Annotated in this window: 24 protein-coding genes and 1 riboswitch; of the genes, 10 read left to right on the top strand and 14 right to left on the bottom strand. The window is 28.8% G+C overall.

Annotated elements, in window-relative coordinates:
• Nucleotides 1-20: 20 nt before the first annotated feature.
• Genes EO083_RS07305 through EO083_RS07250 form a run of 12 tightly spaced genes read right to left on the bottom strand, consistent with a single transcriptional unit; the run spans nucleotide 21 to nucleotide 9274 of the window.
• Entirely contained in the window at nucleotides 21-1052 is a 1032-nt protein-coding gene (locus EO083_RS07305) for a M42 family metallopeptidase (RefSeq protein ID WP_126993503.1), read from the bottom strand.
• Nucleotides 1053-1706 (bottom strand): Na(+)/H(+) antiporter subunit B, encoded by a 654-nt coding sequence (locus tag EO083_RS07300; RefSeq protein ID WP_126993502.1) that lies wholly within the window; start codon nucleotides 1704-1706, stop codon nucleotides 1053-1055. It lies immediately after the preceding gene.
• Entirely contained in the window at nucleotides 1703-1960 is a 258-nt protein-coding gene (locus EO083_RS07295; protein ID WP_126993501.1) for a monovalent cation/H(+) antiporter subunit G, read from the bottom strand. Before EO083_RS07295 ends, EO083_RS07300 begins: the two co-directional genes overlap by 4 nt.
• The gene (locus tag EO083_RS07290) at nucleotides 1957-2196 is read right to left on the bottom strand and encodes a monovalent cation/H+ antiporter complex subunit F (protein WP_126993500.1); all 240 of its coding nucleotides are present in this window, start codon (nucleotides 2194-2196) and stop codon (nucleotides 1957-1959) included. The genes EO083_RS07295 and EO083_RS07290 overlap by 4 nt, the downstream gene beginning before the upstream one ends.
• A 4-nt stretch (nucleotides 2197-2200) precedes the next feature.
• Nucleotides 2201-2545, bottom strand: a complete 345-nt coding sequence (locus tag EO083_RS07285; RefSeq protein WP_126993499.1) for a hypothetical protein — start codon at nucleotides 2543-2545, stop codon at nucleotides 2201-2203.
• Nucleotides 2533-3501, bottom strand: a complete 969-nt coding sequence (locus tag EO083_RS07280; RefSeq protein ID WP_126993498.1) for an NAD(P)H-dependent glycerol-3-phosphate dehydrogenase — start codon at nucleotides 3499-3501, stop codon at nucleotides 2533-2535. The genes EO083_RS07285 and EO083_RS07280 overlap by 13 nt, the downstream gene beginning before the upstream one ends.
• A complete protein-coding gene (gene trmB / locus EO083_RS07275) occupies nucleotides 3498-4427 on the bottom strand; it encodes a tRNA (guanosine(46)-N7)-methyltransferase TrmB (RefSeq protein ID WP_126993497.1) in 930 nt (309 codons plus the stop codon). The genes EO083_RS07280 and trmB overlap by 4 nt, the downstream gene beginning before the upstream one ends.
• Entirely contained in the window at nucleotides 4424-5551 is a 1128-nt protein-coding gene (locus tag EO083_RS07270) for a tetratricopeptide repeat protein (protein WP_126993496.1), read from the bottom strand. The genes trmB and EO083_RS07270 overlap by 4 nt, the downstream gene beginning before the upstream one ends.
• Nucleotides 5548-7056, bottom strand: a complete 1509-nt coding sequence (locus tag EO083_RS07265; RefSeq protein WP_126993495.1) for an NAD(P)H-hydrate dehydratase — start codon at nucleotides 7054-7056, stop codon at nucleotides 5548-5550. Before EO083_RS07265 ends, EO083_RS07270 begins: the two co-directional genes overlap by 4 nt.
• Nucleotides 7037-7525 (bottom strand): lytic transglycosylase domain-containing protein, encoded by a 489-nt coding sequence (locus tag EO083_RS07260; protein ID WP_241230013.1) that lies wholly within the window; start codon nucleotides 7523-7525, stop codon nucleotides 7037-7039. The genes EO083_RS07265 and EO083_RS07260 overlap by 20 nt, the downstream gene beginning before the upstream one ends.
• A gap of 1 nt (nucleotide 7526) precedes the next feature.
• The gene (locus tag EO083_RS07255; protein WP_126993493.1) at nucleotides 7527-8225 is read right to left on the bottom strand and encodes a prepilin peptidase; all 699 of its coding nucleotides are present in this window, start codon (nucleotides 8223-8225) and stop codon (nucleotides 7527-7529) included.
• Nucleotides 8210-9274, bottom strand: coding sequence for a tetratricopeptide repeat protein (locus EO083_RS07250; RefSeq protein ID WP_126993492.1), 1065 nt, complete (start codon nucleotides 9272-9274; stop codon nucleotides 8210-8212). The genes EO083_RS07255 and EO083_RS07250 overlap by 16 nt, the downstream gene beginning before the upstream one ends.
• 166 nt (nucleotides 9275-9440) lie before the next feature.
• On the opposite strand from EO083_RS07250, the gene EO083_RS07245 reads away from it, so the two are divergent.
• The 3 genes from EO083_RS07245 (at nucleotide 9441) to EO083_RS07235 (ending at nucleotide 14390) form a co-directional block, all read left to right on the top strand.
• Nucleotides 9441-10802: a Do family serine endopeptidase gene (locus EO083_RS07245; RefSeq protein ID WP_126993491.1), complete on the top strand. Its 1362-nt coding sequence runs from the start codon at nucleotides 9441-9443 to the stop codon at nucleotides 10800-10802.
• Between the two features lie 159 nt (nucleotides 10803-10961).
• The gene (locus tag EO083_RS07240) at nucleotides 10962-13454 is read left to right on the top strand and encodes a glycogen/starch/alpha-glucan phosphorylase (RefSeq protein ID WP_126993490.1); all 2493 of its coding nucleotides are present in this window, start codon (nucleotides 10962-10964) and stop codon (nucleotides 13452-13454) included.
• A 75-nt stretch (nucleotides 13455-13529) separates the two neighbouring features.
• A complete protein-coding gene (locus EO083_RS07235; protein ID WP_126993489.1) occupies nucleotides 13530-14390 on the top strand; it encodes a VIT1/CCC1 transporter family protein in 861 nt (286 codons plus the stop codon).
• Here EO083_RS07235 and EO083_RS07230 read toward each other — a convergent pair whose 3' ends face one another.
• Together EO083_RS07230 and EO083_RS07225 are read right to left on the bottom strand one after the other, a co-directional pair.
• Entirely contained in the window at nucleotides 14391-15935 is a 1545-nt protein-coding gene (locus tag EO083_RS07230; RefSeq protein ID WP_126993488.1) for an ABC transporter permease, read from the bottom strand. It abuts the gene before it with no gap.
• Nucleotides 15908-16885, bottom strand: coding sequence for a thiamine ABC transporter substrate-binding protein (locus EO083_RS07225; RefSeq protein ID WP_126993487.1), 978 nt, complete (start codon nucleotides 16883-16885; stop codon nucleotides 15908-15910). Before EO083_RS07225 ends, EO083_RS07230 begins: the two co-directional genes overlap by 28 nt.
• A 43-nt stretch (nucleotides 16886-16928) precedes the next feature.
• A riboswitch (TPP riboswitch) is annotated at nucleotides 16929-17039 on the bottom strand.
• A gap of 217 nt (nucleotides 17040-17256) precedes the next feature.
• Between EO083_RS07225 and ffh the strand changes: the two genes are divergently transcribed.
• Genes ffh through rplS form a run of 7 tightly spaced genes read left to right on the top strand, consistent with a single transcriptional unit; the run spans nucleotide 17257 to nucleotide 21286 of the window.
• Nucleotides 17257-18564 carry a signal recognition particle protein gene (gene ffh / locus EO083_RS07220; RefSeq protein ID WP_126993515.1) on the top strand — a complete coding sequence of 436 codons (1308 nt, stop codon included), beginning with the start codon at nucleotides 17257-17259 and terminating at the stop codon, nucleotides 18562-18564.
• A gap of 23 nt (nucleotides 18565-18587) precedes the next feature.
• Entirely contained in the window at nucleotides 18588-18872 is a 285-nt protein-coding gene (gene rpsP / locus EO083_RS07215; protein ID WP_004103399.1) for a 30S ribosomal protein S16, read from the top strand.
• Entirely contained in the window at nucleotides 18869-19093 is a 225-nt protein-coding gene (locus EO083_RS07210) for a KH domain-containing protein (protein ID WP_004103397.1), read from the top strand. The genes rpsP and EO083_RS07210 overlap by 4 nt, the downstream gene beginning before the upstream one ends.
• A complete protein-coding gene (rimM, locus tag EO083_RS07205; RefSeq protein WP_126993486.1) occupies nucleotides 19090-19626 on the top strand; it encodes a ribosome maturation factor RimM in 537 nt (178 codons plus the stop codon). The genes EO083_RS07210 and rimM overlap by 4 nt, the downstream gene beginning before the upstream one ends.
• Nucleotides 19623-20363, top strand: a complete 741-nt coding sequence (gene trmD / locus EO083_RS07200) for a tRNA (guanosine(37)-N1)-methyltransferase TrmD (RefSeq protein WP_126993485.1) — start codon at nucleotides 19623-19625, stop codon at nucleotides 20361-20363. Before rimM ends, trmD begins: the two co-directional genes overlap by 4 nt.
• Complete coding sequence (locus EO083_RS07195) at nucleotides 20353-20919, top strand: RNA methyltransferase (protein ID WP_126993484.1); 567 nt, start codon at nucleotides 20353-20355, stop codon at nucleotides 20917-20919. Before trmD ends, EO083_RS07195 begins: the two co-directional genes overlap by 11 nt.
• Nucleotides 20920-20938: 19 nt before the next feature.
• Complete coding sequence (gene rplS / locus EO083_RS07190; RefSeq protein ID WP_126993483.1) at nucleotides 20939-21286, top strand: 50S ribosomal protein L19; 348 nt, start codon at nucleotides 20939-20941, stop codon at nucleotides 21284-21286.
• Nucleotides 21287-21292 lie beyond the last annotated feature (6 nt).

Raw genomic sequence — 21292 nt, 5'->3', positions numbered from 1 at the left:
CAATTATACCATATACTAAATTAGTCAATTTCAAGATACTTTTGTAAAAGCTTTAGTGTAGCTTCAATAGCCTCAATATGAGTTCTCTCATAACCATGTGAAGCATAAATTCCAGGACCAACAAGTCCATGTTTTATATCGTGTCCAGCCCTTAAAGCAGCACTAACATCAGAACTATAATAAGGATAAATATCAACTGTATAATTTACTTCAGCAAACTTTGCAGCTTTTATTAATTTTCCAACAATTTCATAATCATATGGGCCACTGGAATCTTTAGCACAAATTGATGCAGAGTAAACATTTGATTCAAGATCACTGCCAACTGCTCCCATGTCTACAGCTATAACCTCAGTAACATCTTCGGGAATATTTGCTGCTCCACCATGACCAACTTCTTCATAACTTGTGAAAAGCATGTAAACTCTTCTCTTTGGTTCAATTACAAAATCGCGTATTGACTTTGCAAGTGCTATTAATATACCTGCGCTTGCTTTATCATCAAGATGCCTACTCTTAATAAAGCCTGTTTTTGTTACCACAGTTCTGGGATCAAAGGCTACAAAGTCTCCTGGCATAATTCCAAGTTCGATAACATCTTCTTTTGTATAAACTTTCTGATCTAAAACAATTTCCATATTTTCTTCATTTCTTTTTATTGTTCCACTATCCTCATACACATGAACAGATGGATGAATATTATAAATTGTACCAGTAAATTCTTTACCATCTCTTGTGAAAATAGTACAATTTTCATTTTCAATATGACTGAAAGGATAACCACCAATTCTTGTAATTTTAAGTGTCCCTTTATTTGTTATGGATCTTACCATTGCACCTAAAGTATCTACATGAGCAGTAAACATGATTGCATTACTATCACCATGACCAAGATCAACTAATAAGTTGTTTTTGTTAGTTAGGTAGTATTTAAAACCAAGATTTTTAAATTCCTCAATTAAGTATTTTATAGCTTTATAGGTGTAACCAGTAGGACTTGGTATATTGCAAAGTTCTACAATCTTATTAACAGCTTCTTGAACGTATGTCATTCAAATCCCTCCTAATTTGTATTTTTTAAGTTTTTCATTTATATATTGAGAATTATAAAATGAAGAAAATTCTTCAAAAAGTGTTGTATCTTTGTCAGAGAATTTAAAATATAAAGAAGCGTTTTTTATTTTTTTTACTTTTGAATAATCTATGTTTGAAGATTTTGTTATTTCAAAATATGTAAATTCTCTATCTTTGTATTTATAAATAGGTATTTCTAGAATTTTAAAATCACCTTCATAGGAAATTGCAATATCAACTTCTCCAGAAAAGAGCAATTTGTCGACTTTAGAAATAGATTCTTCATAAATGAATTCAATTTTATGGTTATATTTTTTAGCAAAATCTTTAAGTATTTCTGGGATCAAACCAACAGGTATATTTTGATGATTTTCACAGAGTATTGGTATTTCGACGATTACAATTTTAATTTTTGAATGGATTTTGAATGTTAAAAGGTACACAAAAGTTGATAAAAGAGCACCTAACATTGCTTCGGCTAATGCTACATCTGGTGCAAGATATAATGTATAAATTGCAACCATTAAAACACTAAGAATTGTTCTATATAAAAAAGAGTTAAAAGTTTTATTTGAGAAAAATATAAAGATTGTTACAAAAATTGCAGTCATTCCAAAAATATACCTTATCATAGTTTTTTTTCCTTTCTTATAATGGAAATGGAAATAAAATAACTTGAAGCAGGGAGACCTACTATTAAAATTAAAATTGTAGATATTATTTTTGGTATTTCATAATTTTTTGTTAGTAACCCAATCAATATTAAAATAGCTCCAGAAGTATCGCCGGCACCAATATAGTGGATTTTTTTAAGAATGTTTTTTTGAAAAAAAGCCAAAAAATTTCCAATAAGCATTATTAAAGTACCAAGATATATAATTATCATAAATCACTCCTGGAAATGAAAGACGATATAACAAAGGTTCCGCCGATTGAAAGCAAAAGATAAAAAATACCAATATCTATTAACATTGGCTGTTCTTTAATGTAAGAGTATAATATAATAAGAATTGATACTTTGGTTTGTATTGTAAGCAAAGGTACTAATTTATAATAAATATCTTTTTCTTTTAAAACAGAAATAATTGAAAAAATAATAGAAGCAAATATTATATAAATCACATTCTCACCTATCTAGTTTATGGATATATAAGAAGTTGTTATCATGATCAAAAACAATTGTTTTAGGAGTAAGTGTAATTGTTAAAATTTTAATTAACATTTGAAAATCATCAGTGTACTTTTCCGACTCAATTAATTCCTTTTTTAAGATAGGAAGCATCAATGTTTCATATAAAGCTTTTGGAATGTTAATGCCTAGTTTATAAAAAACTTTTAGAAAATTAAATTTTCCTGGGTTAATAATGATGTAAATAAAAATGCTTATAATAATCGAAATATGATAGTTTTCTAGACCAAAGAAAGTTGATAAAAATAAAAAACCAATTAGCATATTTATTATATGAGCCATTCTTTTTTTAAAGGCCTCCTCATAAGTTCAACCATAGAAAATTTAGGATTTTTGTTATTATATAATATTTCATATACTTCATTTGCAATTGGCATATCAATGTTTTTTTTCTTTGCAATTTCAACAACGGCTTTTACTGTGTAAATTCCTTCGGCAATCATTTTGTTATTTTTTATTAGTTCGTTTAAAGTATGACCTTTTGCTATTAATTCTCCAAACATTCTATTTCTACTGTGCTTGCTATTACATGTTACCATTAAGTCACCAACTCCTGGGAGTCCAAAAAACGTTTTTTCATCTGCTCCAAATATTTTTCCAAATTTAATCATTTCATGAAGTGCTCTTGTCATTAAAGCAGCTTTGGAATTATCCCATCCACCTAGACCGTCTAATATTCCAGCAGCAATAGCCATTACATTTTTAAGTGCGCCGGCTATTTCAACTCCAACTATATCTTCTGACGTATAAACTCTAAAATAATCATTACTAATTAGAGATTGAAATAGTTTTGCATTACTTCCTGAAACTGTAACTGCTGTTGGTATTTTATTTGCTACTTCTTCAGCATGAGATGGCCCCGAAAGTATTGAATATGGGGTATTCGTGAACTCTTCAATAATTTCTGAAACTCTTTTCAAAGTTTTAATTTCAATCCCTTTTGAAAGATTTAAAATACCTTTAATATTCCATACTTTAATGTTTTTAATCACGTCTCTAATAAATTGAACGGGAATAGCTATAACTAGAAACTCTGAAAACTCGATGAGTTCATTTAAATCATTTGTTGCTTTAAAATTTAGTTTTACATTGGGTAAATAAGAATTCTTAGAGTAATTATTTATTTCATCTACAACTTCTTTTCTTCTAGCCCAAACAAGCACATCATGGCCATTTTCAACTAATAAATTTGCAAATGCACAACCCCAACTTCCCGCACCAAGTATTCCGAATTTCACTGAAGCACCTCCATAATTTTTTTTACAGACCATTTAACTGCAGGAGTTCTATATGGATTTGATTCACTATCTAGTTTTATTACCCAATTTTCATTATCTTTTTGATAGAGCACTAAGAAATAGTGTTGTGAAAAATCACCGTCAGAAGAAATAACTTTAAATATATGAGAATTAGAATCTAATTCTTTATATACATTTTTTATCACAAAAACTTTATTATTTTCTTTGAATACTTTACCTTTAAGTAGTTTTATTTTTTCTTCGCTTATTTTGCCAGATGCATGTGGCATTTCGTTAACACCTCCGATTAATCTATTAACCTTTACGCCTTTTATTTTTTTAGCTACAAGTTTGAATATATCTCTATTGAATTTTATCCATTTTTTTTCATAACGAGTTAAAAATTCACGTTTAGGATTTTTTTCAATGTCAAATACTTCAAAGCATCCTGAATTTTTTGCATTTTCAAAAGCTTCTTTTGCATACCATTCTTGGTCGGTTAAAAGTTCAAATTCTCCATTTTCAATCAGAACATCTGCTAAAGTTTCAAAAAAATCTTGAATTATAATTCGTCTGTGTGCCTGTGAGTTTTTATACCAAGGAACTGGAAAGTTCATAATAACTTTTTCTATTGAATTGCTATCAAAGAATTCTCTTAATCCAAATCTTGCATCACATAATATTAATTTTGCATTTGTTGCATTGTTTCTTTTTAATTTTCTTTGAGCCTTTACCATTGAAGTAATTGAAAGTTCAAATCCAATATAATTTATGTTTTTATGTTTTTGAGTATAATATGCTGCAAATTCTCCATTGCCAAATCCAAGTTCAACATGAAGTGGGTTATTATTACCAAATATTTTTTTCCATTGTAATGGAAATTCTTCATAAAATTGAGGTTTTAACTCGTACTCAGGATAAATCATTTCAACCCTCCTAAGATCTTTATAAAATATTCTGCATGTTTTTTGTAAGTACTATTTGGGAATCTTTCAATAAAATCATTAAATAAAAGATAGGAATTTTCAAAATCTCCCATTTCATAGTAAATTAAAGCTCTATAATAATAAGCATCATCAATAAAATATAGATAATTAAGATTATTTGATAACGCTTTATCAATGATAGTTTCTAGGATATTTTTAGCCATAAGGTAGTTCTTTTGTTTATAGTATTGATATGCTATTAACCACATAAATCTTAAAGTTTCATTTGAATTAGGATCAAATTTTTCAAATAAGGTTATCTGGCTATTTTCATTTTTAAATGGAGAACTAGTCGATATTTTAGTGGACATATAATTTAGTTGTGCTTTTAGTTTTTCAATTTCATTTTTTAGTTCTTCAAAGTAATTGTTAATGATTGAACTATTGTCTTTTTCTGGCATTTTTTGGTTACTTTCAACTAAAGAAGAAGTGTTCTTGAAAATCTCATTTGCTATATTATTTAGTTTTGAGAGTTCATTTTTAATATTGTAATAGTTTGATGTAATATTTGATTCTATATTATTTATTGAATTTTTGATAGAAAAAAATACAGGATTAAATAATGAAATAATTGTAAAAATTAATGTTACTACCAAAAGGCTCATAAAAATAATACTAAAATTGGAAGAATTAGATTTTTCTTCTTTAAGAAAATAATTGTTTTTTTCAAATTTTGAAAGCAAATCTTTTAAATATTGTTCATTTGATTTATTTTTTTCTTTAATAGCTTTTTCAAGTTCAAAAATTATTAGTTGAGATATTTCTGGAATTTCACTTTTTATTTCATTATAGTTAATATTATCATCAATTGATGAGTAAATTTTGTTTAACAATTCTTCTAAATTTAGATTTTCAAGATTTTCAATATTATAAAGTGATTTTAAATCTGAATGAGAAAGATTTTTAAAAATTTCGAGTGCTTCTTCAAAATTTTTAATAAATAGATTGTATTCAAATTTTAAGAAAGGATATTCCGCTTCAATTATATCAATGATATTTTTAGCAAGTTCAAATTGCCTATCTTTAAGTAGTTTTCTTACAAATTTTATTAAGTTATAATTCATTCTTTCACCTCCGATATGGCCTTTGGGATATTATTTAAAATTTCGCTTATTAGGTTGTAACCTTCGTATTCATAAATCTCAGAGGCAATTCCAAGAATATAAACTGCTGCTAGGCTGCTTTTCAAAACATTACCGCTTTGCGCCAAAAAACCTCCAATTAGCCCACTAAGTATATCGCCACTTCCGCCTTTTGAAAGTGATGTGTTTCCCGTTACATTGAAAAATATTTTTTCTCCATCAGAAATAATTGTAGTAACATCTTTTAAAACTAGCAAAAGATTATATTTTTCAGCAGTTTCTTTGACAAGCTTATAATTGTATTTTACAGAATCTATATCAAGTTTTAAAAATTTTGATAATTCACCAGGGTGTGGAGTAATAACTATATTCTTTTTTTCAGAAAGTATATTCTTATGCTTTCTTAATAAATATATTGCATCTGCATCAATAACAACAGGAGAATTTATATTTTTTAATAATTCTACAATAAATTCTTCGGTAGAAGGATTTCTACCTATACCAGGACCTATTACAACCGAAGTTTTTTCATCAATATATGGAAGAATTAAGTTAATATGAGATTTGTCAAAATAATCTTTATTAATTGTTATCGGTATAATTCCAAGTTCATGATTTAAAGCAACAGTAGCTGATTTCTCTGTAGAGAAAAGCATGACTTTTCCAGCACCTGATCTAATAGCTGCTATTGAGCTAAGAACAGGTGCGCCAATATAATCTTTTGAACCTCCGATAATAACAACTTTGCCATATGTTCCTTTATTACTTTCTTTTAATCTTTTTGGGATTTTGAAATGTTCTTTAGTTAGTAAAATTTTATCGCATGGGTTCAAATCTTGAAGTACTTTTGGTATGCCTATTTTAGCAACTTTAAGTTTTCCGGAAAATTCCCTTCCTGGAAATAAAATATGGCCAATTTTTGGAAATTCAAAAGTTACTGTTAGATCACTTCTAATTGCAGTACCTAAGATTTTACCTGTATCAGCTGAAATTCCCGAAGGTATATCAACAGAGACTGTGTAATTTGAGTATAGGTTTATAAAATTAATAATTTCCGCATATATTCCTTCTACATTTTTTGATAGTCCTACACCAAAAATGGCGTCTATAATAATGTCAGAACTTTTTATTATATCAACAACTTCTAATATGTTATTATCCTTTAATTTAATTACTTCTCCACCAAGGCTTTTAAATATATTTAAATTTGTTGTAGCCTCTGAAGTAAGTTTTTCAGAAATTAATATTACTTTAACTGCTTCCGTATAGTTTAATAATTCTCTTGCTATAACAAGACCATCTCCACCATTATTTCCGGGCCCACAAAATACAGCATAACTATATTTTTCGAGATTTTTAAATTCATTCCACATTACTTCAATTGTTGAAATGCCAGCTCGTTCCATTAAAATTAAACTATTTATTCCGAAGTCTTTTATTGCTCTCTCGTCTAACATTTTAATTTCATTACTTGTTACTAGTCTCATAAATATCACTCCTATATAGGAATTTGTATAAAAAATAAGCTTTCATTACTTTTTTGTAATAATTTGAACCAGCTGTTTTTACAATTTCATTTGAAGCATTAGGTCCGGTATTATAATAACTAATTGTTTTTTGTAAATCTTTAGTAATATTATAAAGATATTCCAAATATGTTATTCCTAATAAGATATTATCTTTTGGAACTTTTAAATTGTAATTTGTATTAAATTTATTGTTGATCCATTCAGCGGTTGAAGGTAGAACTTGCATTAATCCGTAGGCACCGACATTTGAAATAGCATTAGTTTTAAAACTACTTTCTACTTTAATAATACTCAAAATTAATAATTTATCGAAACTACTATTTGGTATTAGATCAATATACTTTAAAGGGTATAACTCGTATAAATAGAAAATACAAGTTATTATAAGAAGTGAAATTAATAAGATGGAAAATCTCAAATTATTCACCTCAGTAATATTTTAACATAAAAAAATATAAAAAATATCCTGAAATTGAAATAAAAGGCCCAAATGGAATGATTTTATTCTTTTTAATAATGGCATAAATTAAAGCTGAAATTGATGAAAATAGCAATAAATAGATACTTAAAGGAGGGATTAAGAGAAATGAAAATGGTGCAATCAGATATATATCTCCTTCCCCTAGGCCTTCTTTGTATATTTTTTTTATTACTAAAAAAATAATCATTATTGTAATTAAAGAAAGAGTTTTAAGATACCATAATTCATATCTTAGCAATAAGTCTATAATACTTACTGTCCATATTAAAATCCATGAAAAATCAGGTATCATCATTATTGAAAAATCAATGAATATAGCTGGAATTATGGCAAATACAATAATATTTAGCAATATTGCTTCTGTATAATTAAAAAGAATACTATGAATTAGGAAAAGAACTCCAACAATGCATTCAACAAAAAAATATCTAGAAGGAATTTTTGAACCACAATATCTGCATTTTCCTCTAAGTAAAAGATAACTTAACAATGGAATATTATCATACCATTTTAATTGATGTTTACAGATAGGGCAAAAAGAACGTGGAGGATCATAAATTTTAATACCCTCCACGCTTCTATAAATAATTACATTTAAAAAACTACCTAAAATTATTCCTAAGAGAAAATTTAAAAAATACCACAAAGTTCTTTCTCCTTTTTTGTTAGATATTTATCAAAAATTTCTTTTTTACCAAACAAATACCAAAAATCATTTTGTTTGAGTTCTTCATAATATTTTCTTGCCTCTTCTATTTTTCCCAATTTTATGTAAGGAACAACTAATAATGCTTTTAGATGAAGTGAATCAACTGTGTTATCAATCATTGGTTCAATTACTTCTACAATTTCATCATATTTATTATACTTCATCTTTATTTTAGCCCATATTTCAATTCCATTTGGATCAATTGGTTTTGCATTAAGTATTTCTTTTTCAACTGTCTCAGCTTCTTTAGTTTTGCCCATTTCTCTGTAAATTTGAGATAATTCATACATTGCAATAATGTTATTATTGTCAATTTCTAAAAGCTTATTTAGAATATTTGCAGCTTTTTCATAATTTTTCATTCTTGTATATGCATCTGCAATCATGAAATAGGTGAATATGTCATTTGGAGAATATTCAATTTCTTTAAGCCAATAGCTGATAGCTTTTTCATAATCTCCTTGGTTATAGTAAACTTCACCTAATGTTGAATATGATTGTACAAGCCACGGATCTATTTCAACAGCCCTGTTAAGAAATTTTATTCCTTCTTCAATATTTCCTAATTCGATATGTATGCTTCCTAGAAAATCATAAGCCGGGGCAAAATTTTTGTCAACCTTAATAGCAAATTCTAAGATATTTTTAGCATCACCAAGTAGGTCCTTATCAGCATATTCTATAGATAATTCATAAAGTCCATCAACAGTCGCATGTTGAAAAAGTTCAGGTGTTATATTTTTTTCGTTAAAAAAAGAAACAAGCTCAGACCAAATTATTGGCGAATAAAATGAATCATTCAAGATTGTTATATTTTTCTCTATAAATTCTAGATTTTCGATCTCATTTAAAAATTCTTTGCTATTAAAATCTTTTTTCATATTATACCAATCTCCACCATAAAACAAATCTCTCAACATAATATACAATGGTGATTCATCCGTTATTGTAACAATTTTATCTTTTACCATCATTTCAACCTTCATAATTATCACCTCCAACTAATTGTTACCTTACATTTATATTATAACATAATATGTAAAAATTGAAAACAATATTTTAGAACTTAATAGTGATATTTAAAGTCAAATAGTTCAGAAATTGTAAATAATCGTTGAAAAATCGATATTATAGAAAGTGGAGGTGATATTTGTGAAGAAGTTTTCTATTATACTTATTTTAGGTTTTTTTTCATTAATGATTTTCTCGTATGTAAATCCTGATTATGTTAGTCCAGTTACAAAGGTAGTTGAAGAAGCTGCACCGTCGGTTGTTAAAGTTGAGGCAACAGTTTATTCAACTTCATATATTGATCCATTTATTGAAGATTTCTTTAAAAGATGGTTTGGAGATATTCCAAAGCAATATCAACAAAAAGGAACAAGCCTAGGCTCGGGGTTTATATTTGATAAAGAAGGGTATATTTTAACAAATTTCCATGTTGTTGACGGTGCAGAAGAAATTAAAGTGAGTTTGTTGGATGGAACAGAATATAAAGCTGAATATATTGGTGGAGATAAAGAATTAGATATAGCAGTTTTAAAGATTGATCCCAAAGATAGGGATTTACCAGTTCTAGAATTTGGTGACTCTGATAAAATAAAAATTGGAGAATGGGCAATTGCAATAGGAAATCCATTAGGGTTTCAACATACAGTAACTTTGGGTGTAGTTTCAGCTGTTGGTAGAAAAATACCAAAACCGGATAATTCAGGTTATTATACAAATTTAATTCAGACTGATGCTGCAATTAATCCTGGTAATAGTGGAGGTCCATTGTTGAATATACACGGTCAAGTAATAGGTATAAATACTGCAATTATAGCACCTTCTGAAGCTATGAACATAGGCTTTGCAATTCCAATTAATACTGCCAAAAGATTTATTGATAGCATTATAAAAACAGGTAAAGTTGAAAAAGCATATCTTGGTGTGTACATGCAAACAGTAACTGATGAATTAAAAAAGGCTTTAGGATTAAAAGTTAGTAAAGGTGTTTACATAGCACAAGTTGTTAAAAATTCTCCAGCAGAAAAAGCCGGTTTGAAAGAGGGAGACGTTATACTAGAAGTTGAGAATATGTCAGTATCTTCTGCAGGTGAACTTGCATCTATTATTCACAATTATACCCCGGGCTCAAAAATAAAAATAAAAATTGATAGAAAGGGCAAAGAAATTGAGCTTGAAGTCATTTTAGGTAGAGCCGAGGAAAACTTTGAAGAAGAGGTAGAAGCCCAGGAATTTGCAGGGATTATTGTAAAAGATATTGACAAGGCTGATAGAGAAAAGTATCAGATACCCGAGGAAGTAAATGGTGTAATTGTAGTAAAAAGTAAAAATGGATTCATAAAAGAAGGATATGTAATTTACAAAATGGCTATAAGTGGAAAAACATACAAGATTGAAAATATAAATGACTGGAATAATACAATAAAAAATGTTAAAAAAGGAGATTATGTTGCTTTCTTCTATTATTATAAAGGAGCTACAGGTATCTTTTCATTCGGATACTAATTTTTTCAATAAACCGGCTTTTTAGCCGGTTTTTTTGTTTTATTTGAAAAATGTAATTAAAATCTTCTTTTTTCTTGACATTTTGTGATATTAATTATAAAATTGTAGTAGTTTTTGGAAAAAATATATTGGAAACGATTCCGAATGGAGGTATATAAGATGGACGTTTCAAAAAAATTAAAAGATGAGAAATACAGAACTTCAAAAAAGGTAAAGGATTTAAAAGAAAATTTTATTGATCATCTCAATTTAACTCTAGGGAAAGATTTTAAAAATGCAACGATGTGGGATAAGTTTTATGCATTATCTTTGGTAGTCAAAGATAGGGTTTTGGAAAGATGGTTAAAAACTCAGAAAAAATATTATGAATCGAATGATGTTAAAAGGGTATATTATTTATCTATTGAATTCCTTATGGGACGTCTTTTATACAATAATATTTTAAATTTAAAAATTGATAAAGAAATAAAAAAAGCAATGGATGAAATTGGACTTAGCCTTGATGAACTTTCTGAAATTGAGCCTGATGCAGGTCTTGGAAATGGTGGTCTTGGAAGATTAGCTGCTTGCTTTTTAGATTCAATTGCTACTTTATCATATCCAGGATACGGATATGGTATTAGATATGAATATGGCATCTTTAAGCAACTAATAAAGGATGGATTTCAAGTCGAGGTTCCTGATGACTGGCTAAAAAACGGAAATCCATGGGAGATAGAGAGAAAAGATAGAGTAGTTAAAGTGAAATTCTTTGGTAGAACTGAAAGTTATAAAGATAAAGAAGGAAATACTCGATTTAGATGGGTAGATACATATGATGTAATAGCTCTTCCGTATGACACTCCTGTTGTTGGATATGGTAATGACGTTGCAAATACATTAAGATTATGGTCTGCTAAGCCAATTACTGAGTTTGATTTTGATAATTTCCAAAAAGGAAATTACGTAAAAGCTGTTGAGTCTCAAGCAATAGCTGGTGCAATTTCAAAAGTGTTGTATCCTAATGATGCATTTTATGCAGGAAGAGAGTTAAGGTTAAAACAAGAATATTTCTTTGTTTCAGCTTCAATTCAAGATATTATTAGAAGGTTTAAGTCTCAATTTGGCAATAATTTTGACATTTTCCCTGAAAAGAATGTAATCCAGCTTAATGATACCCACCCAGCATTGGCAATTCCAGAGATGATGAGAATACTTGTAGATGAAGAATTCTTACCCTGGGAGAAAGCTTGGGATATTACAACAAAAACTTTTGCTTATACCAATCATACTGTTATGCCTGAAGCATTGGAAAAATGGGAAGTTCATCTTTTAGAAAGATTGTTACCAAGGCATTTAGAGATTATGTATGAAATTAATGCAAGGTTTTTAGATAATGTTTCAAAGTATTATCCTGGCAATGTTGAGAAGATTAGAAATGTTTCAATTTTTGAAGAAGGTCATGTTAAACAAGCGAGAATGGCTAATTTGTCTGTAGTTGGATCATTTTCAGTAAATGGTGTTTCAAAACTTCATACTGATATATTAAAAGAACGTGTATTTAAAGATTTTTATGATATATGGCCAGAAAAGTTTAATAATAAGACGAATGGTATTACTCAAAGGCGTTGGCTATTACAAAGCAACCCTGAACTTTCAAAATTGATTACTGATACGATTGGTGATGAATGGATTATTAATTTAGATCATCTTAAAAATTTGGAGAAATATGCAGACGATAAAGTTTTTTTAAATGAGTTTTATAAAGTAAAACAGAATAATAAAATTAGATTATCAAATTATATTAAGAAGGAATTAAATATTGATGTAGATCCTGACTCTATTTTTGACGTTCAAGTCAAAAGACTTCATGAATATAAAAGACAATTATTGAATGTAATGCACATAATTTATTTATATCAAACATTAAAAGAAAATCCTGAGCAAGATATATATCCACGCACATTTATTTTTGGTGCAAAAGCAGCCCCAGGGTATAGAATGGCAAAATTAATTATAAAGTTAATTAATAGTGTAGCAGATGTAATAAATAATGATAAAGAAATTGCAGATAAGATAAAAGTAGTCTTTGTACCAAATTATAATGTATCTCTTGCTGAAATAATAATTCCAGCCGCAAATGTTAGTGAGCAAATTTCGACTGCTGGTAAAGAAGCTTCTGGAACTGGAAATATGAAGTTTGCATTGAATGGAGCGCTAACTATTGGGACTCTTGATGGAGCAAACATAGAAATAAAAGAGTGTGTTGGTGATGAAAATATATTCATTTTTGGATTAACTGCAGAACAAGTAGCAAAACTCAAGGAAAGCAGATTATATAATCCATATGAAATATATTTAAGAAATGAAAATATTAGAAAGATTTTAGATGCTATTAATAACGGTTATTTTAATAAAAAAGATCCGGATCTCTTTAAAGATATTTTCCAATCACTTTTGTTTGGTTTGAATGGAGCTCAAGCAGATGAATACATGCTACTTGCTGATTTTGATAGTTATAAAACAAGACATAAAGAGATAGATTTTATATACAGAGATAAGTATAGATGGAATAAAAAAGCGCTTTTGAATGTTGCAAGAGTAGGTATGTTCTCTAGTGATAGAACTATAAGAGAGTATGCTAAAGATATTTGGAAAGTTAAAAGTATATAAATATAAAATAATATTGTTGCCGAGCTATTTAGCTCGGCATTTTTTATGCTAAAATAAATATTAGGAGGTGTTTAAATGTATAAAGAAAAGTACTTAATTCAGTTTCAGAAAAATGAGATTACTGAATATTATGTTTATAAAAAACTTGCTAGTTTTTCTAAAAATAAGAGAAATAAAAACATTTTAATAAAAATAGCAGATGATGAATTAAAGCATTATTATTATTTTAAAAAATACACAAATAAGGAATTAAGACCAAATATTTTTAAAGTTTGGTGGTATACATTTTTGTCATTTTTATTTGGCTTAACTTTTGCATTAAATGCAATGGAAAAAGGTGAAGAAGCAGCACAAAAAAAGTATAAAGATTTAATTGGAAAAATAAATGAAATAAATGAAATAATTAACGATGAAAATGTTCATGAAAAAGAGCTTTTATCACTAATTGATGAAGAAAAGATAAATTATATAAGCTCAATGGTATTAGGATTGAATGATGCACTTGTTGAACTTACCGGAACACTTGCTGGATTGACTTTTGCTTTTCAAAATTCAAGAATGGTGGCATTATCTGGAATTATTACAGGAATTGCAGCATCACTTTCAATGTCTGCTTCTGAATATTTATCTCAAAAAGCAGATAAAAATTCTCAAAATCCATTAAAAGCAGCTATATATACCGGGATTGCTTATATTTTAACGGTTATATTTCTTGTAATACCTTATCTTATTTTTTCAAATCCAATGATTTCTTTATCTTTTTTAATTATAAATGCAATAGTTGTTATATTATTGTTTTCGTATTTTGTTTCTGTTGTTCAAGAAAAGACATTTAAACAATATTTTTTAGAAATGTTTTTAATTAGTTTTGGTGTAATGATTGTATCATTTATTATAGGGATTATTGCAAAGAAATTGTTTAATATTGAAATTTAGTCATTTTTGTTTTTTGTTTCTTAAAATTTCAATTATTAAAAACAAAATTAATACTATTATAGAATAAATGGTGTTAAGTGCTCTTGCTTGAGGAATTTTTCTTGAGCTAAGAAGTCTATATATTGAAATGGAGAAGGTAGAAACCGGAGGTGTAGATAAGGTAATAGTTGCAGACATTTCTCCTAAAGAGAGCGTAAAAGCATAAACAAAAGCAGTAAGTATATGATATTTCATTTGAGGAATTCTAATTTTAAAATTTAAAATAAATGAGTTAGCTCCATCAATTAACGCTGCTTCTTCTGAAGACTTATCTAATGTTTTCCATCCACTGGAAATAATTCCGAAAACAATAGGAAGACTTATAAGTGAGTAAATTATTGGTATAGCGATGAATTGACTTATTCCTATAGCAATATATGAAAATGCAAGTGTTACAGGTGAAATTGCTGCAGGTATTAACATTATGTGTTCAAGCTTTAATTTTTTTCTTATGTTATAATAAGAAGCGATCATTGATATTAATATTGTAAGTAGAGATGCAGATATTGAAAATATTAGAGTAAAAATGATCATTGATTGAAAACTAGTTCCAATATAGCGTTTAAGATCAAGTGAAAATAATAATTTAAAATTCTCGATCCCAAATCCTCCGCCATATTTAATAAAACCAGAAAGCAGAGAGTTAATGAGAGGAATAAATATAAATATAGTTGTTAAAAATAAATAAAGATAACCCCAAATTGGGAATTTTTCTTTCAAAGATTTTCCTGATAAGAATGTGTGTCTTTCAAATGATAAAATATAGGAAATGAGCGATATTAATATTATTTGGACTATCGATAAAGTAAGTGCACTTTTAAAATCAAACAAGATTTTTGTATACATATAAATAGCAACTTCGATTGTAGAATATTTTATGCCACCTAATATTAATACAACTGAAAAGCTCGTAAATGTATATACATATGTCAAAAGAAAGGCCTTTAAAATTGATGAAAGAATTAATGGAATTTCAATTTTAGAAAAGATTAATAAATTATTTGCGCCATCTAGCTTTGCAGATTCTATAATACTAGAATCTATTTTTTCCCAAGTTTCTCCAACTATGCGGATAAAAAGTGGAAAATTGTAAAAAACATGGCCGATAATTATAGCAGAAAAAGTATAAAGTAGTCGTTGGTTAAAACCAAATAACTTAAGAAAATTTGTTATTATTCCATTATTTCCAAATGTCATTAAAAAACCTATGCTCATTGTTACTCCCGGTAAAATAAAAGGAATGGCTGACAGTATTCTAAAAATGGATTTTAAATACTTATTCATTTTTGTTCTAGCAACGATATATGCTCCAGGAAGGCCTATAACGGTTGCTAATATAGATGAGATAAAAGCTTGGTAAATAGTGAATTTGATAATATTAAAATTATCAGAAATTGAGCTGATATTTATACCACCTATCTTTATAAATAAAAAAGTAAATGGGAGGACAACGCCTCCCATTATAAATGTAATTGGAATTAGCCACCAATTACTTCTTTTGACCATTCTTTTAAAATCCTTTCTTGATTCTTATAAATATCATTTTTTATCTCAAGAACTTTTTTTATTTCAGGAACATATTTAAAAGCTTCAGGTAACTTTACATTTGTAACAGGAAGCATCCATTGATTTAAAGGAACTTTTTCTTGAAATTCATCTGAAAGCAGAAATTCTATGAATTTTTTTCCAAGTTCTACATTTTTGGCATTTTTTACAAGTGAAGCATATTCAACTTGAACAAATGCACCTTCATCTAAAATTACTGGAACGTATTTGACGTTGCCATAGTAATAATAGCTGTATGCACCATCGGTTGCGTAGCTAACCATGATATCAGATTCGCCTGATTCTAACATTTCAAATGCTTCGTCCCATCCTGGTGTTATTGTCAGTAAATTGTCTTTAAATTTTGACCAAAAATCCAAATATTTTTCATTAAATGCAGCAATAGTCCATAGAAGAAAGCTAAGACCAGTGCTTGAAGTCCTAGGATCTTCAACAACAATTTTACCTCTAAATTCATCTTTTAAAAGATCGTTAAAGCTTTTTGGTGGATTTTTAATTTTTTCTTTGTTATAAACAATAGCAATTGCACCAAAATCATATGGAGTGCCGTATTCATTATACAATTCTGGATATTTTAGCAAGGATAAATTTTCAGGTTTAAATTTTTGAACTAGATCATTTTCGATGGCTTTAATTAATAACGCTTGATCAAGACCAACTATTACATCAGCTTTGGGATTATTTTTTTCAAGCATAAGTCTTGAAAGGACAGTTCCAGCATCACCAAAAGATAAAAGTTCTACTTTACAACCATACTTTTTTTCAAATATTGGAACAATTTCTTTACCAATACCAGACACAAAACTGTCATATGTATAAACGACAAGTTTTTCTGCTGAAAATGAAATTAATGAGATAGTTAATATTAAATAAATAAGTACTTTTTTCATATAATCCCTCCTTTTAAAATAAAAAATTCCCTCCTTTTTTCGGAGGGATTTTGTATCCCATCCCTCCGCCGGTATTACCCGGTTCAGGTTCTAAGGGTCGAAGGTTTCCACCTTCCTCTCAGCCCCGGATTGTGGAGCTCCCCTTGGGATATTTAAATTATACTACATCTTATAAAGTACATCAATAAAATATTATCTATAATATGTTACTATAAAGTTAACTAAAAACTATCAGTTAAGTTAAGCGACAAGTTTTACTTAACATTATTGTTACATATAATTTTGGATAATTTTTCAATCGGCTACAAAAATTTAATTGAATTAGTAAAAAAGTATTATATACTAATGAGAGTGAAGGAAGGTGATTGGAGTTGTTTGAAGGTTTACAAGAAAAACTTTCTAAAGCTTTTAAAGCGCTTTCGGGGAAAGGAAAAATCACTGAAAAAAATATAAAAGAAGCAATAAAAATGGTAAAGTTGTCATTGTTAGAAGCTGATGTTAACTACAAGGTAGTAAAGGAATTTATTGCAGAAGTAACTGAAAAGGCTACAGGTGAGGAAGTATTAAAGTCGTTAACCCCAGATCAGATGTTTATTAAAATTTTAAGAGATGAATTAATTAGGGTTATGGGAGAAAAATCCCAATTAAGTCTTGTACATTCTCCCTCTTATGTTATGATGGTTGGACTTCAGGGAAGTGGTAAGACTACATCGGCAGCAAAACTTGCAAATTTGCTTAAGAAAAAAGGAAAAAAGCCATTTTTGGTTGCTGCTGATACATATAGACCTGCTGCTATAGACCAATTAATAACGTTAGGTAAGAAAATTGATGTGCCAGTTTTTTGTGGTGATCGAAAAAATCCAGTTAAAATAGTTCGTGAGGCTATAAAAGAAGTTAAAGACAGTGGATACAATGTTGTAATTTTTGATACAGCGGGGCGTTTGCATATTGATGATGAAATGATGAATGAATTGGAAGAAATAAAGGACATTCTTAATCCAGATGAAATATTGATGGTTGTTGATGCCATGGCTGGGCAAGATGCTGTAAATTCGGCAAAGATTTTTAATGAACGATTGGATGTTACAGGATATGTAGTTACAAAGATGGATGGAGATGCAAGAGGCGGTGTGATACTTTCGATAAGGTATATTACTAATAAACCAATAAAATTTATAGGAGTTGGAGAAAAGATAGAAGATATAGAAGAGTTTCATCCTGAAAGAATTGCTAGTAGAATTTTAGGGCTTGGAGATGTTTTAAGCTTAATTGAAAAAGCTGAGCAAGAACTTGATAAAGATAAAATGCAAAAACTAGGCAAAAAGATGCTTAATGCAGAATTTACACTTGAAGATTTTCAAGAGCAATTAAAAGAGATAAAAAAGTTAGGTTCGTTATCAAAAATTGTAGAGATGTTGCCGGGTAGTCCGAAAGTAGATGTAAATCAGAGTGAAAAAGAATTAAAAGTAATTGAAGCAATAATTAATTCAATGACACCTGAAGAAAGAAGAAATCCAAAAATTTTAAATGCAAGCAGAAAAAAAAGAATAGCTAAAGGTAGCGGTACAAGCGTTCAAGAGGTAAATAAACTTCTTAAAAACTATGAGGAAATGAAAAAAATGATGAAAATATTTAAGAAAGGAAAATTACCATTCAATCTAAAAGGATTTAAAATTTAAAAAATTTGATGGAGGTGTTTAGAGTGGTAAGGATAAGATTAACTCGTATGGGAAAGAAAAAGCAACCATTTTACAGAATTGTTGTTGTGGATCAGAGAAAAAGAAGAGACGGTGCATACATTGAAAGTTTAGGTTACTATGATCCAATCAAGGATCCATATATTTTGAATGTTGATGTTGATAAGGCTGTAGAATGGATTATGAAGGGTGCACAGCCAAGTGATACTGTAAGGAATTTATTGAGAAAAGCAGGGGTGTTTAAAAAGGTTGATGAGCTTAAGAGAACAAAGAAGGAGGAAAATAAATGAAAGAACTCCTTGAGTATATGCTCAAGGGGATTGTAAAAAATCCCGATGAGGTTGTTGTATTGGAGTTTGAAGAAAGTGGAAAAAAAGTGTTTGAAATATCCGTTAATCCTGAGGATGTTGGTCAAGTTATTGGAAAAGATGGGAGAACAATAAAGTCAATAAAAATTTTGTTATCTTCTATAACGGATGAGAACAACTTTATTTTGAAGGTGGTAAGATGATAAATACTCTCCGAGAGCTTTTAAGCGGAAAAGTTGCAGTTGCAATTTTAGGAAAAACACATGGGCTCAAAGGAGAGTTAAAATTGCATCCATTTACTAATTTTCCAGAAATCATTGAGTCTTTGGAAGAGATTTTTCTTTATAATGAAAAAACAAAACAATTTATGGTTGCAACTGTAGAGAATATAAGATTAGCTGATGGTTACTACATTATTAAACTAAATGGTGTCGAAAATGTTGAAAATGCTAGAAAATTTGTAGGCTCTAAAGTTTATATTAATAAAGATGAACTACCAAATTTATCGGAAGATGAGTATTATTTCTTTGAAATAGTTGGAAGCCAAGTTATTGATGAATCAGGAAAAGTTTTGGGAATTGTTGATGAAATCATACAAACAGGTAGTAATGATGTAATAGTAGTTAATAAAAATAAAGAAGATGAAATTTTGATACCTGTGATTTATGATTATATTATAACTTTAGACAAGAAAAATAAAAAAATTGTTGTTAAAGTACCGGAGTGGTTGGATTGAAAATTAGTGTTTTGACAATTTTTCCAGAAATGGTTGAAGTAATAAAAAAATATGGAGTTATTTCACGAGCTGTTCAAGAGAATAAAATAGAGATTAACATTTTTAATTTGAGAGATTTTACAAATGATAAGCACAGAACTGTCGATGATTATCCTTTTGGCGGCGGTCCAGGAATGGTTATGAAGCCAGAGCCATTCTTTAGATTTTACGATTTTTATGTTGAAACTTTTGGAAAGCCTTATACAATCTTAACTAGTCCACAAGGAAGAACTTTAAATAATGATCTTGTCAAAGAGTTAAGTTTAAAAGAAAATTTATTAATAATTTGTGGTAGATACGAAGGAATTGATGAAAGAGTAATGGAATTAGTTGATGATGAAATTTCAATAGGAGATTATGTTTTAACTGGCGGAGAACTTCCAGCTATGGTAATGATCGATGCAATTTCGAGGTTTGTTCCAGGAATAATTTCTGAAGAATCTGTAATAGAAGAGTCTTTTAATACTGGATTATTAGATCATCCTCATTATACGCGTCCAAGAGAATTTAATGGTAAAAAAGTTCCGGAAGTATTATTGGAAGGCAACCATGAAAAAATTGAAATTTGGAGAAGGAAGATGTCTTTGAAAAAGACTATTCAAAGAAGGCCAGATTTATTTTTAAAGAAAGAATTTGATGAAGTTGATAAAGAGGCTTTGCTTGAACTTTTCAGGGAGTTGATTAATAATGTTAAGTAAGTTGTATATTGCTTTAATTCATTACCCTATATTAGGCAGAGATGGCAAAATTATTTCAACAGCAGTGACAAATTTAGATATACATGATATTGCACGAACAAGCAGGACATATAAAATTAAAAAGTATTATTTAGTTAACAATCTGCCAGCACAGCAGGATATAGTAAAAAAGGTTTTAGAATATTGGAGAGAAGGGTTTGGAAAAGAGTATAATCCAAATCGTTCTGAAGCACTTTCATTAGTTGAGTTGAAAGCTTATTTTGAAGATGTATTAGAAGATATCGAACGATTGGAAGGGCAAAAACCTATTATAATGTTTACTTCTGCCAAAATGCGAGAAAATACGATAAGTTTTGAAGTAGGAAGAAAAATGGTACTTGAATCAGAAAAACCTATTTTAATATTGTTTGGAACAGGTTGGGGAATGCCCGATGAGATATTGTCCAAATGCGATTATGCGTTAGAACCAGTAAGAGCAAAAAGCGATTTTAACCATTTATCTGTTAGAGCAGCAGTAGCTATTATTCTTGATAGATTAATTGGAGAAAATGTATAGTATAAAGGGAGGGATTAACATGAGTATGGATAACCTTGTTAGAATTATTGAAAAAGATCAGATTAAGGATGTTCCAGAATTTAGACCTGGTGATACAGTAAAAGTTTATGTTAGATTTAAAGAAGGAAACAAAGAAAGAACACAAGCGTTTGAAGGAATTGTAATTTCTATGAGAGGTTCTGGTATTAGCAAAACTTTTACAGTTAGAAGAATTGGTGCAAATGGTGTTGGTGTAGAAAGAATTTTCCCATTGTATGCTCCAATAATTGAAAAGATTGAAGTTGTTAGAAGAGGAAAGGTAAGAAGAGCAAAATTATACTATTTAAGAGAAGTACGCGGAAAGGTGAAAATTAAGGAGAGAAGGTAATTAACA

Origin of the sequence: Thermosipho globiformans (assembly GCF_003990895.1) — a bacterium.
Classification (GTDB): domain Bacteria; phylum Thermotogota; class Thermotogae; order Thermotogales; family Fervidobacteriaceae; genus Thermosipho; species Thermosipho japonicus.
This window is presented reverse-complemented; position numbering and strand designations above follow the sequence as displayed.

Excerpts from the sequence above, each read along its gene's own strand:
- EO083_RS07305 (WP_126993503.1), bottom strand. The coding sequence starts at position 1,052 with ATGACATACGTTCAAGAAGCTGTTAATAAGATTGTAGAACTTTGCAAT.
- EO083_RS07300 (WP_126993502.1), bottom strand. The coding sequence starts at position 1,706 with ATGATAAGGTATATTTTTGGAATGACTGCAATTTTTGTAACAATCTTT.
- EO083_RS07295 (WP_126993501.1), bottom strand. The coding sequence starts at position 1,960 with ATGATAATTATATATCTTGGTACTTTAATAATGCTTATTGGAAATTTT.
- EO083_RS07285 (WP_126993499.1), bottom strand. The coding sequence starts at position 2,545 with ATGGCTCATATAATAAATATGCTAATTGGTTTTTTATTTTTATCAACT.
- trmB (WP_126993497.1), bottom strand. The coding sequence starts at position 4,427 with ATGATTTATCCTGAGTACGAGTTAAAACCTCAATTTTATGAAGAATTT.
- EO083_RS07270 (WP_126993496.1), bottom strand. The coding sequence starts at position 5,551 with ATGAATTATAACTTAATAAAATTTGTAAGAAAACTACTTAAAGATAGG.
- EO083_RS07265 (WP_126993495.1), bottom strand. The coding sequence starts at position 7,056 with ATGAGACTAGTAACAAGTAATGAAATTAAAATGTTAGACGAGAGAGCA.
- EO083_RS07250 (WP_126993492.1), bottom strand. The coding sequence starts at position 9,274 with ATGAAGGTTGAAATGATGGTAAAAGATAAAATTGTTACAATAACGGAT.
- EO083_RS07240 (WP_126993490.1), top strand. The coding sequence starts at position 10,962 with ATGGACGTTTCAAAAAAATTAAAAGATGAGAAATACAGAACTTCAAAA.
- EO083_RS07235 (WP_126993489.1), top strand. The coding sequence starts at position 13,530 with ATGTATAAAGAAAAGTACTTAATTCAGTTTCAGAAAAATGAGATTACT.
- EO083_RS07230 (WP_126993488.1), bottom strand. The coding sequence starts at position 15,935 with ATGGTCAAAAGAAGTAATTGGTGGCTAATTCCAATTACATTTATAATG.
- EO083_RS07225 (WP_126993487.1), bottom strand. The coding sequence starts at position 16,885 with ATGAAAAAAGTACTTATTTATTTAATATTAACTATCTCATTAATTTCA.
- EO083_RS07210 (WP_004103397.1), top strand. The coding sequence starts at position 18,869 with ATGAAAGAACTCCTTGAGTATATGCTCAAGGGGATTGTAAAAAATCCC.
- rimM (WP_126993486.1), top strand. The coding sequence starts at position 19,090 with ATGATAAATACTCTCCGAGAGCTTTTAAGCGGAAAAGTTGCAGTTGCA.
- EO083_RS07195 (WP_126993484.1), top strand. The coding sequence starts at position 20,353 with ATGTTAAGTAAGTTGTATATTGCTTTAATTCATTACCCTATATTAGGC.
- rplS (WP_126993483.1), top strand. The coding sequence starts at position 20,939 with ATGAGTATGGATAACCTTGTTAGAATTATTGAAAAAGATCAGATTAAG.